The organism is Paenarthrobacter sp. RAF54_2 (genome assembly GCF_052113945.1).
Lineage (GTDB): Bacteria > Actinomycetota > Actinomycetes > Actinomycetales > Micrococcaceae > Arthrobacter.
Map to the genome: position 1 here is coordinate 160,241 of NZ_JBFRDV010000004.1, position 14,827 is coordinate 175,067.

Annotated in this window: 14 protein-coding genes; 8 read left to right on the forward strand and 6 right to left on the reverse strand. The window is 62.1% G+C overall.

The window, feature by feature from the left end; all coding sequences use genetic code 11:
* Positions 1 to 17: 17 nt before the first annotated feature.
* Complete coding sequence (locus tag AB4Y87_RS04865; protein WP_442003303.1) at positions 18 to 1,310, forward strand: MFS transporter; 1,293 nt, start codon at positions 18 to 20, stop codon at positions 1,308 to 1,310.
* Between the two features lie 42 nt (positions 1,311 to 1,352).
* Here AB4Y87_RS04865 and AB4Y87_RS04870 read toward each other — a convergent pair whose 3' ends face one another.
* A complete protein-coding gene (locus AB4Y87_RS04870) occupies positions 1,353 to 2,660 on the reverse strand; it encodes an MFS transporter (protein ID WP_442003304.1) in 1,308 nt (435 codons plus the stop codon).
* Between the two features lie 135 nt (positions 2,661 to 2,795).
* Between AB4Y87_RS04870 and AB4Y87_RS04875 the strand changes: the two genes are divergently transcribed.
* The 4 genes from AB4Y87_RS04875 (at position 2,796) to AB4Y87_RS04890 (ending at position 5,111) form a co-directional block, all read left to right on the forward strand.
* Positions 2,796 to 3,239, forward strand: a complete 444-nt coding sequence (locus AB4Y87_RS04875; RefSeq protein WP_442003305.1) for a hypothetical protein — start codon at positions 2,796 to 2,798, stop codon at positions 3,237 to 3,239.
* A 70-nt stretch (positions 3,240 to 3,309) separates the two neighbouring features.
* Positions 3,310 to 4,215 (forward strand): tRNA (guanosine(46)-N7)-methyltransferase TrmB, encoded by a 906-nt coding sequence (gene trmB / locus AB4Y87_RS04880; RefSeq protein ID WP_442003306.1) that lies wholly within the window; start codon positions 3,310 to 3,312, stop codon positions 4,213 to 4,215.
* Between the two features lie 20 nt (positions 4,216 to 4,235).
* Positions 4,236 to 4,628, forward strand: a complete 393-nt coding sequence (locus AB4Y87_RS04885; RefSeq protein WP_442003307.1) for a hypothetical protein — start codon at positions 4,236 to 4,238, stop codon at positions 4,626 to 4,628.
* A complete protein-coding gene (locus tag AB4Y87_RS04890) occupies positions 4,629 to 5,111 on the forward strand; it encodes a type II toxin-antitoxin system RatA family toxin (protein ID WP_442003308.1) in 483 nt (160 codons plus the stop codon).
* A gap of 18 nt (positions 5,112 to 5,129) precedes the next feature.
* On the opposite strand, the gene AB4Y87_RS04895 is transcribed toward AB4Y87_RS04890, so the two are convergent.
* Both AB4Y87_RS04895 and AB4Y87_RS04900 read right to left on the reverse strand, forming a co-directional pair.
* Complete coding sequence (locus AB4Y87_RS04895; protein WP_442003309.1) at positions 5,130 to 5,804, reverse strand: anti-sigma factor family protein; 675 nt, start codon at positions 5,802 to 5,804, stop codon at positions 5,130 to 5,132.
* Complete coding sequence (locus AB4Y87_RS04900; protein ID WP_223934624.1) at positions 5,801 to 6,298, reverse strand: sigma-70 family RNA polymerase sigma factor; 498 nt, start codon at positions 6,296 to 6,298, stop codon at positions 5,801 to 5,803. The genes AB4Y87_RS04895 and AB4Y87_RS04900 overlap by 4 nt, the downstream gene beginning before the upstream one ends.
* A 151-nt stretch (positions 6,299 to 6,449) precedes the next feature.
* On the opposite strand from AB4Y87_RS04900, the gene AB4Y87_RS04905 reads away from it, so the two are divergent.
* Both AB4Y87_RS04905 and AB4Y87_RS04910 read left to right on the forward strand, forming a co-directional pair.
* Positions 6,450 to 6,995, forward strand: a complete 546-nt coding sequence (locus tag AB4Y87_RS04905; RefSeq protein WP_442003310.1) for a COG4315 family predicted lipoprotein — start codon at positions 6,450 to 6,452, stop codon at positions 6,993 to 6,995.
* Positions 6,996 to 7,179: 184 nt separating this feature from the next.
* On the forward strand, positions 7,180 to 7,560 hold the full coding sequence (locus AB4Y87_RS04910) for a hypothetical protein (protein WP_442003311.1): 381 nt from the start codon (positions 7,180 to 7,182) through the stop codon (positions 7,558 to 7,560).
* A 628-nt stretch (positions 7,561 to 8,188) separates the two neighbouring features.
* Here the strand turns inward: AB4Y87_RS04910 and AB4Y87_RS04915 are convergent.
* Positions 8,189 to 9,037 carry a DMP19 family protein gene (locus tag AB4Y87_RS04915; RefSeq protein ID WP_442003312.1) on the reverse strand — a complete coding sequence of 283 codons (849 nt, stop codon included), beginning with the start codon at positions 9,035 to 9,037 and terminating at the stop codon, positions 8,189 to 8,191.
* 165 nt (positions 9,038 to 9,202) lie between these two features.
* On the opposite strand from AB4Y87_RS04915, the gene AB4Y87_RS04920 reads away from it, so the two are divergent.
* Complete coding sequence (locus AB4Y87_RS04920; RefSeq protein ID WP_442003313.1) at positions 9,203 to 12,637, forward strand: DEAD/DEAH box helicase; 3,435 nt, start codon at positions 9,203 to 9,205, stop codon at positions 12,635 to 12,637.
* Between the two features lie 78 nt (positions 12,638 to 12,715).
* Here the strand turns inward: AB4Y87_RS04920 and AB4Y87_RS04925 are convergent, their stop codons facing one another.
* Positions 12,716 to 13,894 (reverse strand): MFS transporter, encoded by a 1,179-nt coding sequence (locus AB4Y87_RS04925; RefSeq protein WP_442003314.1) that lies wholly within the window; start codon positions 13,892 to 13,894, stop codon positions 12,716 to 12,718.
* Positions 13,891 to 14,556, reverse strand: coding sequence for a GntR family transcriptional regulator (locus AB4Y87_RS04930; protein WP_442003315.1), 666 nt, complete (start codon positions 14,554 to 14,556; stop codon positions 13,891 to 13,893). The genes AB4Y87_RS04925 and AB4Y87_RS04930 overlap by 4 nt, the downstream gene beginning before the upstream one ends.
* Between the last annotated feature and the right edge of the window lie 271 nt (positions 14,557 to 14,827).

Below are 14,827 nucleotides of genomic sequence, written 5' to 3' on the forward strand. Positions count from 1 at the left end.
CCACCTTGGAGAATCACATGACCGCCACCGTTGGAACGTCCACCGAAGTCAAGGTCCACAAGTCCCATCTGCGCACGCTCGTCGGAACCGGCATCGGCAACGCCGTTGAATGGTACGACTGGGCCATCTACGCCACGTTCTCGCCGTTCATCGCGAGTGCTTTGTTCAGCCAGGCCGACCCCACGTCTGCTGTGCTGTCCACCTTGGCGATCTTCGCCGTCGGGTTTGTTGCACGGCCGTTCGGCGGTTTCGTGTTCGGCTGGATCGGCGACCGCATCGGCCGCAAGACCTCCATGACGGTAGCAGTTGCGCTTGGAGCTCTCGGCAGCCTCCTCATCGGCATCGCGCCGACGTTCCAGGCCGTTGGGGCGTTCGCATCTGTCATGCTCCTGCTCGCCCGACTGATTCAAGGCCTTGCCCACGGTGGTGAGCTGCCGTCGTCGCAAACGTACCTGTCCGAGATGGCACCCAAGGAAAAGCGCGGCTTCTGGGCCACACTCATCTACACGTCCGGCACCGCCGGCATTCTGGCTGGAACACTGCTTGGTGCGATCCTCACTGCTGTCCTGTCAAAGAACGACATGAGCGCCTGGGGTTGGCGTATTCCGTTCCTCATCGGCGGCGCGCTGGGCATCTACGCGCTGTTCATGCGGGCCAAGATGAAGGAAACCCACGCATTCGAGGCTGAGACGCCCAAGGAAAAGCGCCTGCCGATGTGGCCGCAGATCGTCAAGTACCGCAAGCAGGCCCTGCAGGTTATCGGCCTGACCGTTGGCCTCACGGTGGTCTACTACATCTGGGGCGTCGTGGCGCCGAGCTACGCAGCCACAACGCTGAAGATGGACCGCGGAGCAGCACTGTGGGCCGGCGTGATCGCCAATGTTGTGTTCATCGCCGCACTCCCGTTCTGGGGCAAGCTGTCCGACCGCATTGGCCGCAAGCCTGTGCTGATCGGCTCGTCCATCGGTGCCATGATCATGCACTTCCCCATGACGTGGCTGCTGAAGGATTCACCGTGGCAGCTGACCGTGTCCATGTCCGTGATGCTGTTCTTCATCGCTGGTAGCGCGTCGATTGTCCCGGCCGTCTATGCCGAACTGTTCCCGACGCACATCCGCACCGTTGGCGTTGGCGTCCCGTACTCCATCTGCGTAGCGGCCTTCGGTGGCACGGCTCCGTACCTCCAGACCTGGCTGGGCACCATTGGCCAGGGGTACCTGTTCAATGTGTACGCAGTGATCCTGCTGGTGATCGGCATCGCGTTCGCCTTCTCGATCCCGGAGACCAAGGGCAAGGACCTGACGGTCTAGGTTCCCGTTGTGAGGCTCGCTCTGCGGGCCTCACAACGCGGTTTAAACGAACTTGTTGCGGCCTGCGCGGTAGCCGAAGAACCCAGCCAGCGCTCCAACCACCAGGAACAGGATGCCTGCCGCGGCGAATCCACCCGTGGCTTGGTGCAGTTGGCCCACGAGCAAAGTGCCCACCGAGCCCACTCCGTAACCGACACCCTGCATCATTCCCGACAGGTGCGCGGCGGTGTGGGCATCACGGGTGCGGACCATGATCATCGTGAGGGCAACCGCCGTGAGGGAGCCCTGTCCCAGTCCCAGCAGGCCGGTCCAGACCCAAATCAGCTCAGTGGGCCCGAAGATGCTGAGGGCGAAGCCGCCTCCAGTCATCAGGGCTACCACCGGGTTGATGATGCGCTGGTCTTTGAACCGCGTGGCCAGGGCAGGGGCGAAGAGTGAACCGAGCATCTGAAGCACAATCGACACCGACACGATCAGACCGGCCGTCCCACCCTCGATGCCCCTGTCCCTCAGGATCGGCGCCAGCCACGCAAACACACTGAACGACATCATGGCCTGCAGCACCATGAAGAGCGTGACCTGCCAGGCCACCGCGGATCGCCACACGTTCACGCCGCCGCGGACCACCTGGTGCTTTACCGATGGCTGGCGGATGGCCAGCGGAAGAAAGAGTAAAAGCACGACGGCGGCAGGCAGCGCCCAGGACCACAGCGCCGAAGTCCATTGGCCCGTTGCCGCAAAAACCGGATACGTGAACCCTGCACCAAGGGCTGCGGAAGCACAGATTGCCGTGGTGTAGAGGCCGCCCATGAGCCCGAGGCGGTGCGGGAAGTCCCTTTTGACCACGCCTGGCAGGAGGACGTTGCAGAGCGCGATCGCTGCTCCGCATGCTGCCGTTCCGGCCAGAAGCGTTGGCAGGTGGCCTACTCCCGGGATTTCGCTCGGACGCACCAAAAGCCCTGCTGTGAGCACCGCCATCGCGCCCAGCAGGACCCGTTCTGCGCCGAAACGTCGAGCCAGGATCGGGGCAAGGGGAGCGAAAATGCCCAGCAATGTCACGGGAACGGTGGTCAGGACCACCACAGCCCAGCCCGGCAGCCCGGCGTCGGACGTTATTTCCGGAAGGACAGCCGAGAAGCTCGAGAATACCGTTCGCAGGTTCAGGCCGATCAGGACGAGGCAGATGCCGAGGTAGATCAGGCCCCTCTTGGAGCGCAGCTGCGTAGGCGGGGCGGGTGGGACGTCGTCGACCTCGGCATCCACAGCGATTTCAGGCCGAAGGGCCTGATAGCGGATTGGGTCTGCCTGGCCGCTTGTATCTGCGACGCCGGGCCTGTTCGAGGAGGTCACACGTCCTATTCTGTCAGCCGTGTCTGATCTGCCGCCCATGGGCGTGATGTGACCGCGATCTGGGCGTCTGCGGGTTATGCACATACGCCGGATTACCTCTGTCTGTGCCGCATCGGCGTCCATAGCGTTGAGGGCATGAACCAAACTTTGCCTTCACCTACATCGTCGAACCCGGACAGGGCGGATGCGTCGATCGGATATGTTCTCGTCCCGCCAAAGCAGCCCCCTGGCCTCACCACAGGAATTGGCAGCCTCGTCTTTGCCGTCGCTGCGCTCTTATACCTTCCAGTCACAGCGCCTGCGGCATTATTGGTGGCGTTTCTCACTAGGTCACCCTCTAGGGCGGGGCCACTTGGTTGGGTTGCCCCGACCGTCTTGTGGAGCCTCCCGTCCTTGTGCGGCCTCATTTCCTTGTTACTCGGCACGGCATCGGTGGCGCTGGCTCGACGACCCACGCCAACTGGGCGGCGCACGAAGGCGTGGTTCACAGGAATTGCCGGGCTGGGCGTTCTCGGGCTGGACGTTGCAATTGTTGCTGCCTGGATTTTCACCACGGGTCGCATCATGATCCTGTTTTGACGCCGGAGCACGGATTCAGCCTCGTCTGAGCCAGCTATCTGCCCGCCGGAACCAAAGTATTCTGGAAAGGATGAGTGAAACCCCAGATTCCCCGCGACCAGTAACGCCCGGCAGCCAGGCTTCCTTCGGAACGTACGGTGGCCGGCCGGTCAGTTTCGTGCGCCGCGGCACCCGTTTGCAGGGCCGTAGGCAGGCCGCGTGGGAAGAGCACGCCGAGCGGTGGGCGGTCCAGGTTCCGCGTCACGTCGCCAACACTTCGGTGCACCCCGATTACACGTTTGATGCCGAGGCCGTCTTTGGGCGCAAAGCTCCGCTGATCGTCGAGATCGGCTCGGGTTTGGGTGACGCCGTAGTGCATGCCGCCGAACAGAATCCGGACAAGGACTTTTTGGCCGTTGAGGTTTACACGCCCGGGTTGGCAAACACCATCATCAAGATCAACAGCCGTGGCCTGACCAACGTTCGAGTGGTGGAAGCCAATGCGCCCGAGGTTTTGGAATCGATGCTTCCCGCCGGTTCGGTCAGTGAGCTCTGGGTATTCTTCCCCGATCCCTGGCACAAGGCACGCCACCACAAGCGCCGCCTCATCCAGCCGGCTTTCGCTTCCGTGGCCGCCAAGGCGCTGGAAAAGGGTGGTTATTGGCGCATTGCCACCGACTGGTCCAACTACGCTGTGCACGTCCGTGAGGTCCTGGCAGGCTCAACGGAATTTGAGAACATGCACGAAGGCGAGCGCAGTGGCGAGGAGAGCCCTCTGACGCAAGTGTGGCAATCCGGCGTCGAGTCTGTTGTGGGAGGGGCGCCGGTGCGGGAAGGCCGCGCACCTGTCAGCACGGAGCACACGGGTCCGAACGAGGGTGTGGACGAGGAAGGCGGCTGGGCTCCCCGGTTCGAGGGCCGTATCCGCACGAGCTTTGAAAACAAAGCCCACGAGGCCGGGCGTATGATCTTCGACCTCACGTATCGCAAGAYCTAGCCGAAGCACTTGGGGGAATCATGAGCTATCAGCCACCGGCTGAGTACTACCCGCAGCAGCAACGGTCCAGGACGCCTGGGTTGGGTGCCGGCATCACAAGCATCGTCTCGGCAGTCCTCTCGCCCGTCGCCGCCGTGGTCAGCATTCCCCTGGGCGTCGCAGCCGTCGCTTCAGCGATGAGCCGCTACAACCCGGGCAACGACGTCTGGTGGTTCAGTGCGCTTATCCTGGCGTTGGTTGCGGTGGTACTTGCCATTGTGGCTGTGGTCAGTGGGCTGATTGCTGTATTTCGGGCTGGGCGCATGAATGCCGGACGTATTACGGGGATCATCGGACTGGCGATCATGGCGGTCAACGTCTTTGGCGTCACCTTCATGGTTCTCCTGGTGCTCGGTTCAGGGCAGGGGTCCTGAATGCCCCAGGTTCGTGCTGAACGATTTATCCGCCTGGATGCCGAGACAGCCTTCGCGCTCTCGCAGTCCACTGGCGAGTTCAGGCTCAGATGGGATCCGTTCATTTCGGCGCAAAGCTTCGTTGACGGAGCCAAAGGAGCGGGCAAGGGAGTTCGTACACGAACCGTCTCCAGGATGGGCCTGAAGATGGTGAGTGAGTACGTCTCGTACACCCCGCCCCGCAATGTCGGAATGACAATGGTGTCCGGGCCGTGGTTCTTTGAGAACTTCGGCGGTGGCTGGCGGTTCACCCCCGACGACGGCGGCACCCGGGCAGTGTGGAAGTACACCTTTTCCTGCCGCCCGGCTTGGCTCAAGCCCGTAGCCGAGAGAATCGGAAGCTGGTTGTTGGGCCGCGAAATCGAACGGCGGATCGAAGCATTTGCCCGGGCCTGCGAGGACCCCGCCCTCGTCGCAGAGCTGCGGGCAAACCTCCTAGGCTGAAATCAAGGGCGCTGACATCTACGGCACTGAAATTGAGGCCACTGTCTTGTCCCCTTCATCCCGGAGTTCCACTCCGGCGATGCCGCCAAGCTGCACGGGCGTAGCGCCAGTGATCTTGATGCGACCACTCGGGGTCGCCGTCCAGCCGCAGGTGCGCTCTTCCGCCCCGTCCCGGCCCTTCACCCAAAGGTAGAGCGTTCCTTCGAGCGGCATGCTCTTGCCCTCGACCTCAAGCTCCGTGCCCCAGGTCTTCTTGACCATGCCTACTGTCAGTTGCAGGCCTGTTTCGGACTGCACCGAGTAGCTGGCATCGGGTTTTGGTGGTTGATTCAGCAGCGGGCCCGCAAGGAAACCAAGTGCCAGGCACGCAGCGGCGACTGCCCCCACGAAAGCCGCCCACCGCCGTCGTGATTTCTTCCTGCGTGCCGAAAGGTCAACCAGGATCTTCTGCGGCAATGCTTCCCGGCTCGGTTCCAAAGGTGAGAGTGCACCGGCGGTACCCGTCACGGTGAGCGCGACGGCGTCGGCGGACGGAACGGCGTCGAGCAGCGCGGGGAGGCTTTCCAACTCCTCGAGTTCCTTGCGGCAGGCAGCACATCCGGCGAGGTGCGCTTCAAAAGTGCGAGCTTCCTCCGGGTCGAGCCCGCCCAGCAAGTAGGCGCCCAGCAATTGGTGGACGGGGTTGCCGTTCATCGTTCCACCCCCATTTCATCAAGGATCGTTCGGAGGGCTTTCACAGCATAGAAAGCCCGGGATTTCACAGTGCCGGCAGGGATGTTCAGCTGCAGGGCTGCCTCGCTGACGGTGAACCGCTGGTAGTGCAGGGCCACAAGGACCTCTCGGTGTTCGTGGCTGAGCCGTAGGAGCGCCTCTTCCATGAGGACGCGGTTCAAGAGTTCATCAACACGTTCCGTCGCGACATGGTCTGGAAGGTCGTGCTCGCCTGCCTCGACGGGACGCCTCTGAGCCTTCCGGTAGTTGTCGATGATGACGTTGCGGGCGGTCCGGAAAAGGTAACTGCGCAGACTGCCCGTAATCTGCGGGGCGTGCTGCCAGACCTTGAGGATGGTTTCCTGCACGACGTCGTCGGCCAAGTGCGTGTCCGAAGTGCAGCTGAGCACAAAGCGCTTCAAAGCTGTGCCGTGATCGCGGTAGATTGCCGCCACCACGTCCTCGTCCAGCGGCATGGCCACCTCCTTCGCACTGTTTCCTGCTGCCCTACCCCCATACGACGCCGCGCGTGGGAAAAAGGTTCAGCTCCTTGAACCATTCTTCCCCCGCTGGCGTCGTAGGGGTTAGCGCCGACCCATCCCGGCCGGCCCGTCAAAGGAGCTAAACATGAGAAATAGACTCAGCGTTGGGATCGGCGCAATGGTTTTCGCCGTGGCTCTTGCCGGTTGCGGCGGAAGCCCCGGGACAAGCACCACGTCCTCTGCCGCGCCCACGACCGCCACTTCCTCGACGGCACCTACCTCCACGTCCCCAAGTACAGCCATGTCCAGTCCGGCCACGGCCGGTGCAGAGATGAAGGTTGCCTCATCCAGTGCCGGGCAGATCGTGGTGGACAGCAAGGGCATGAGCCTGTACTTCTTCACCAAGGACGTCAAGGATTCAGGAACCAGCGCGTGCACTGGCGCCTGCCTGACGGCGTGGCCAGTGTTCACGACGACGTCGGACAAGCCAGCCGTTGAAGGCGTCACCGGCACTGTGGGAACCATAGCGACCCCTGATGGGAAGAAGCAGGTCACCCTCAATGGCATGCCGCTGTACTACTACGCCAAGGACAAGGCTCCGGGCGATGTCACCGGCCAAGGCGTCCAAAGTGTCTGGTACTTGGTGAGCCCCAGTGGAGAAATGATCAAGGGGGCCGCAGCGGGCTACTAAGCCCTTGGTTTCTCCCCCTTGCTCTCGGCGAGTTCGCTGGAGCACATGTGAGGACGCCAAAGACGCCGGAGCTATCCGGGGATTGGGCAGCGCTCCGGCGTCCTCGACGTGGAGCCCTACTTTTTCATTGCATCGGACACTCTATTTTGTTGCTTTTTTGTTGATTTACCGGCAGAATCAGTTCATGGAAGCGAGCACCCGAAATGAGATCTACCGCGATACAACCCGGATGAATATCCATGACTTGGTCCGGGAATTGAACGAAAACCTCGGCACCACCGTCGTGCAATCCATGGCAGGGGTAAAAGACCGGACATCACCCTTTAAGTGGGCCAAGCCGGACGGTCCCGAGCCCCGCCCCGAGGTAGAAGCCCGGCTCCGGCTCGGGCACCGCGTATGGAAAACCCTGGTGATGGCGGAGGGCAAGCACGTAGCCCTTTCCTGGCTGATGGGCGCCAACCCGCGGCTGGACGAGGAAGCGCCCATTCTCTACATACAGCAACAGCGCACGCGAGAAGTCATAGGTGCTGCKGAAGCGTTCGTAAATGATAACTACGCCGCATGATCGCAACGGCCCTAGGCCCCGTCTGCGCCAAATCGGGGCTGCGCCTTGTGCCAGCTACCGGTCAAATTTCATACAGAGTGGCGAAGGATCGCCATGGTGCCCTCTCCGCGAGGTCAAATGCTCTTGTTGGGCCTGTGCCAGTAGGGATTGACAGGAGCATCGGTGATTCTCGCGGTCGGTACGACAGCCTCGGATCAACCATTTACCTCGCTGACTCTCGGCAGTGTGCCTATTCGGAAGTACTTATCGGATTTCGCCAGCGTCGAGCAGCTGTTGCCAGAATCGCCGAATCGGTCGGATGGACAGTWGAGCAATACATTGCGAGTGTTCAAGGACAGGCTGAAGCCAATGAGGTTGATGTACCGTGGGCGATTTCAGTCGACTGGCAGATGGATCGATCAGTCTTAGGCGTATAGCTAACAAGTACATCCTTCCGATACTTGGCGCCCGGGGACTCTAACCCAGGGCCACCACGACAACCTGAGAACGCCGGAGCACACACGAAGATAACGGCTGGACGGCAGGCATCCGGAAGCGTGCGTCAAAGCGCAAAGTGGGCCCACACGGCCAGGGGGACGGTGGGGTACACGCGGAGGATGTCGGCCGTCCAGCCGAACGATCGAGCGAATTACGCGTCGGCGAGCTCGTCGGACTCTTCGAACTCCACGGCGGCGATGATTTCCTTGGTCTCCGGGTGGATCATGAAGGCTTCGTCATCGTCTTCCACCATGATGTAGTCACCGTGGTCGGTGGAGAAGTGCCAGGCGAGGGTCTTCACGCCGTCGTGCTCGTAGTTGGGGTCACCCATGGTGATCTTCTGCAGCGCGTAACCTGCCACGTCGCAGAGTTCCCGGATGATGACCTCGAACTCAGGAGCGTTAGCGAGTGCTTCTTCGTCAGCTTCGGCCTGGCGCTCGTCAAGGTCCGGAATGAGGGCAACGCGCTCGGCGATGTGCGCTTCGAGCTCCTCATCGGAGAGGACCAGCAGTTCGGACGAGCCGCGAAGGTAGGCGGCGTTGAGGTCGATGATGTCCTCGTCTTCCAGCAATGCCTCGAATTCGCCGTCGAGCTCATCCAGGACGACAACAGCGGCGAGAGGCGTCTCGGACTCGTCCAGCTCGCCGTCGAGGTAGGCCTCGGCGTCGTCCTCACTCAACGCATCAAAGGCTGCTGCGGTGCGGTTGAACAGGTCAAGGTGCCGGGTGGCGCCCATGCCTTCCAAACCGGCACGCACGTAGGCGTCAACCTCTTCACGCTCCGGGGCGGTGAACACGTACTGGGCGAATCCACCGGCCAATGCCTGGGTCATGTAGAAATCGACAAAGTAGCTGTTGAGCGCAGCGGGCGCGATTTCGTCGCTGTTGAGGAGCTCCGCGTACATCTGGTTCACGACGTTGACGTTGGAATCCACTACGTCTGCATTGCCCGCTTCAAAGCTGGTTTTGTTCAGGACGACGGGGTACTCGTTGGTAGTCATGGGAAATCCTCACTGCTGAAAGCTGTTGGTGCTGCGGACCCTTTCAACGTACGCGTGGGAGCGGCGCGGCAATCGAGGTAGAGGTTAACGGAGGGCGAAGTTTGGGAGCCGTTTTCTGCTGACTAAGATTGAGCAGATAACCTCCTGCCGAAAGTAGCCCGACGCATGCCGTCCCACACAGACGAAACCTGGGAACTGGCCATTCAGACTCCTGCCATTAACGACCGCTCTTTGGCGGCCGGATTGGCCTATGCCATGGGCAGCCGCGTGAGCGGAATTTCTTTCGATTCGGCCACCGGCCTCTTGCTTGGCAAGGTCCGCGGCACTGGGCCGCAACCATATTCGACGTCGGCCAAGCTGGTTCGCAAGCCCAGCGGCTGGAGCTGCACAGTAGGTATTTGCAGCTGCCCTGTCCGCAAGGATTGCAAGCATGTAGCCGCGTTGCTTTTCACTGCTGAAGACCACCCCACGATCCGTGCCCAGCTCCTGTCCCAGGCACCCGGGATCCAGACCTCGCGCCTCGGTTCCTCCGAGCAGGGCGGTTCCGCGCGGCCGGCTTGGGAGCAAGCCCTCAACAGGCTGATCGCGAAGCCGGGCACTGCGCCAAGCACTGCCGGAATTCCGCTCGCCCTGCAGTTCGAGGTTGAGGAACCGGCCGCCCACTTCTCCTACACAGGCCGCCGTGACCCCATGCGCAGTGTCCGGCAACTCAAGGCGCGGCCCGTGATGATGGGCGCCAAGGGCAAATGGATCCGCGGCGACGTCTCCTGGAACAACCTCAGCTACGTCAGTTTCCGCCGTGAATTCAATGAGGCTCACGTTGAGTGGCTTCAGACTTTCCTCGCTGCGCATGGTTCCAGCAATGGTCGCCAGCAACCGTCCGGCGCCATGTGGTTGAGCCTGAATGATTTCGCTGCCAAGAACCTCTGGACCCTTCTCGCCGACGCCACTAAAGCCGGCATTCCGCTCATTCACGCCGCTGGTAGCGAGCCTGTCCACGTCGAGACCCAACCGGCCGTCGTCGGACTCAGTTTGGCGCGCCTTGAAGCGCTGGGCGGCAAAGACGGGAAGCAAACGCCCGACGGCGGCCTGCAGCTTGCGCCGTCGGTGACGGTAGGCGGCGAGCAGATTGATGCCGGAACTGTGGGCTTCATAGGCAAGCCCGCGTATGGGATCTTCTTCACGCATTCCGGCGCCGAAGCCCTGCCCGGGGTGCCGCAGCAGAACAACCTGATCACACTCGCTCCGATTGAGGGCGGTATCAGTGATGAACTGCTGGAGTTTGTCACCGAGGGGGAAACGCTTCAGATTCCGGCCGAGGACGAGAGCCGGTTCCTGACCTCGTTCTACCCGAAGCTGCGGCAGTCAACGCCCGTCAAGGCAGCGGATGAATCCGTGGAGTTGCCCACTCTGGCGGTCCCTACGCTCTCCCTGCTGGCCAATTACGGCACCGATCACAAGGTGCGGCTGCACTGGGAGTGGCACTACAAGTCCGGCACGTTGGTCACGGCGCAGCCCCTGTGGCGGCATCCGGATGATCGTGGCTACCGCGATGACCTCGAGGAAGCCCGGATCCTGGATTCGATCGGTCGGCCGTGGGACGTGGTTCCGGCGTTGGCGGAATCGGCTACCGGCGGCTGGGGCGCTCCGCGACTCGCGGCCTCGGCTGAGCTTTCCGGGCTGGACACGCTGGCTTTCACTGAGGAGATCCTGCCGGCGCTCAAGGACCTGCCCGATGTGGTGGTCGAAACGTCCGGCGATATCGCTGATTACCGCGAAGCCGCCGAAGCTCCCGTTGTCTCCATCTCCACGAAGGAAACGGCGAGCGGCGACTGGTTCGATCTCGGCATCGTCATCACCCTCGAAGGCGAACCGGTCTCGTTCGCCGCCGTGTTCTCCGCCCTCGCTGCCGGAATGAGCCGCATGCTGTTGCCCAGCGGCGCCTACTTCTCCCTCGACCTGCCTGAGCTGCACCAACTGCGCGCACTGATCGACGAAGCCAGGTCCCTCCAGGACAACCCGGACAACAAGGACGGCACCCTGCAGATCAGCCGTTTCCAGGCCGGTCTCTGGGATGAGCTCGCGCAGCTCGGGATCGTTGACGAGCAGGCCGCCGCGTGGCGCGAGGCCGTGGGCGGATTGCTCGACGACGGTGTGACCGGGCTTCCACTGCCGGCAGGCCTTAACGCTGAGTTGCGTCCGTATCAGCTTGAAGGTTTCAACTGGCTCAGCTTCCTGTTCAAGCACAGCCTGGGTGGCGTGCTGGCCGATGACATGGGCCTGGGAAAGACTGTGCAGGCGATCGCGCTGATCTGTGCGGCGAAGGAGTTGGCTGCTGCTACGGCTGATTCCTCAACGCGCGCTCCCTTCCTGGTGGTGGCCCCCACCAGTGTGGTCAGCAACTGGGCCGCGGAAGCGCAGCGCTTCGCTCCCGGGCTTGTGGTGCGGACCGTGGGTGAAACTTTTGCCAAGAGCGGCCTGTCACCCGTCGACGCGTTGGCGGGTGCCGACGTCGTTATTACGTCCTATGCCCTGTTCCGCATTGATTACGATGCCTACGCAACATTCCAGTGGGCCGGCCTGATGCTGGACGAAGCGCAGTTCGTGAAGAACCACCAGTCCAAGGCCTACCAGTGCGCGCGCAAGCTGCCGGCCCGGTTCAAACTGGCCATCACAGGTACCCCGCTGGAGAACAACCTCATGGAGTTCTGGGCACTGACGTCGATCGTGGCGCCCGGGCTGTTCCCGAGTCCCAAGCGGTTCGCGGAAAACTATCAGAAGCCGGTGGAGAAGAACGGCGACTCGGCGCAGCTGGCCAAGCTCCGGCGTCGTGTCCGTCCGCTCATGATGCGTCGCACCAAAGAACAGGTCATCAAGGACCTGCCGCCCAAGCAAGAGCAGGTCCTTGAAGTGGTGCTCAACCCGCGGCACCAAAAGGTTTACCAGACGCATCTGCAGCGCGAACGCCAGAAGATCCTGGGGCTGATCGACGACGTGAACAAGAACCGGTTCACGATCTTCCAGTCACTGACCTTGCTGCGGCAGCTGAGTTTGGATGCGTCGTTGGTGGATTCGTCGCTGTCAGGAGTGCGGTCGTCCAAGCTCGATGTACTGTTTGAGCAGCTGGAAGACCTCATCTCCGAGGGCCACAGGGCGCTGATCTTCAGCCAGTTCACGGGATTCCTGGGCAAGGTGCGTGAGCGTTTGGACGCTGAGGGCGTGGAGTACTGCTACCTCGACGGCAGCACCCGGAACCGCGGCGACGTCGTCAGCGAGTTCAAGAACGGTGCTGCTCCGGTCTTCCTGATTTCGCTGAAGGCCGGTGGCTTCGGGCTCAACCTGACCGAGGCGGATTACGTGTTCCTGCTGGATCCGTGGTGGAACCCGGCCTCCGAAGCACAGGCTGTGGACCGTACCCACCGCATCGGACAGGCCCGCAACGTCATGGTCTACCGCTTGGTTGCGAAGGACACTATCGAAGAGAAGGTCATGGCGCTGAAGGCCAAGAAGTCGCAGCTGTTCGCGGATGTGATGGAAGGCGATGCGCTGGCTGGTGGCTCGTTGACGGCGGATGACCTGGCCGCGCTGTTCGCGGAATAATCTCCCCAAACTAGCTCGCATTAGTGGTTGTTCCCAGCGCTGGGAACAACCACTAATGCCAGTCAGTTGGGCCGGCGGTCAGTCGTCCAGCCGCACCCCGCGCAGCAACAGCATCGTTCCGCCAACGGCCACTGCGGAAGCCAGGAAGACGCCTGCCGCGCCGAGTCCGACGGCCACAACTCCGATCGCGCTCGGCAGGACTACTTGGCCCACCCTGTTGCCGGCGAGCCTCAAGGCCAGCGCACGTCCGCGTTGGCCTTCGGGTGCCTGGGCTGAGAGCCAGGACATGGTCAGCGGCTGGCCGATTCCCAGGCCAAGGCCGAGGAACGCCATGACGACGAAGAGCAACCACATGGGCATCGGAATGGCAGCTACTGCCAGCGACACCGTGGAAATTGCAAGGCTCAGGACCAGCAGCCTCATCCGTCCCAGTTTCCGGGACATGCTGCCAAGCCCCAGCCGGGAAACCATGGACAACACCGCGCGGACAGTCAGCATCAGACCAACAGTTGCCGCGCTCAGGCCCCGTTCTGCGCCAAGGGCTGGCAAGTAGACGACGGTCAGGTCCACCACTGCCAGAACGGTGGCGCTGGTTGCCAACGCCCGGACCACACCAGGCGTTTTGAGCAGTGCCATGGCGCCGCCCTTGGCGCCAGCGGATCCCTTGGACATGCGTCTTCTCCGGCTGACCTTCGACGAGACCACAAAAGTAGTCACGAAGAGAACCAAGCCCATGGCCGTCGCGAGAAGGAAGATCGCGTTCGTATCCGGTCGGACAGAGGCGCCGCCCACCAAGGAAATGGCCAACGGCCCAAGTGCCTGACCCAGCGACGCGGCGAACGTCAGATATCCGAAGGCGGAGTCCAAGCGCGCCGACTCTGCATTGTTCGCAACCACCGCCTGCTGCCCCACAACACAAGCGAGCTGCCCGGCGCCAAGAAGCGCAGTGCCGGCCACCAGTGCAGGAACCGACGTTCCGAAGAACAGGAGAAAAGCGGAACAACCCAGCACGACGGCGGACCCGATGGCCATGAGCCTACGTTCACCAAGGCGGTCCACCAGTCCGCCGATCGGCAGCGCCAGGAGAAGCGGGAAGACGGCATAGCTGGCAGCGAGAAGACCGAGTGCAAACCCGGGGACATCGAGTTCCAACGCCCTGTAGCTGGTGGCTGGCCGGACCAGGAAAGTAACGGCCTGGATGAGGGCCGAGTGGATCAGAAGTGCAATGGACGAGCGTCGCCCCAGTTCGCCAATCATTCGTTCACGAGACCGGCGCCTGAAATGGCGCGCAGCGTCTCATCCCGGGCGGCGATGACGTGGTCGAACGCGATCTTCGCTGCGTTGTCCGGCTTCTTCGAGGCTATGGCTTCCACAAGTACCCGGTGGTCGGCGAGGGCCTCTTCCCGACGGTCAGGGGAGTTGTTGGTGAAATGCCGGTACCGCTCAACCTGGCTGGAGATCTGGTCATGGAAGCGTTGAGCCCACGAGTTCCCGGCGATAGCTGCGATGGTGGCGTGCAGTGTCACGCCATACTTCATGGCTTCATCAGCGAATCCCACCATGGCTGCATTGCGATCAAGGATCCCCTGCAACTTCTCGATATCCTCCACGGTAGCCTTGGCAYAGGCTTCCCGGGCCATCAGCGATTCCAGGGCAGCCCGGACATCGTACAGTTCGGAAATTGCCGTCGCGTCCAGCAACGGAACCACCACTCCCCCAGTGGCTTGCTGTTCCAGGAGGCTCTCGGAAATCAGGCGCCGGATGGCTTCCCTCAGAGGCGTTCGACTGACTTGGAGCTCAGTGGCCATCGCTGGCTCGTAGATGCGCTCTCCGGGTTTGAGTTCGAGACTGAGGATGCGCCTTTTGAGCTCCCTATAGACGAGATGCGCTCCTGTATTCCGTGATTGTGGATCTGCCATGCCGTGTGCCGCCTCAGGAAAAGTGTACTTGTATACATCTATACAGTTCGCGGGAATTGTGAGCAAACCGGAAGCAACCCGGGGTCACTTATGGCCCCTTCTGAGGCCAAACATGGGCCATATGTGACCCCGCGTTGCTTGAATGGAGGTGACCACTTCTGACCAACCCCGTTCGAGCCTGTTCGAGTGCCTTGTTGCCACTTCAAGAGCCTCATAGTGTCGGCTTGCCTGGCGTTCCCGGAAGCCGGGCCAATCACCCGAGACAACCCCG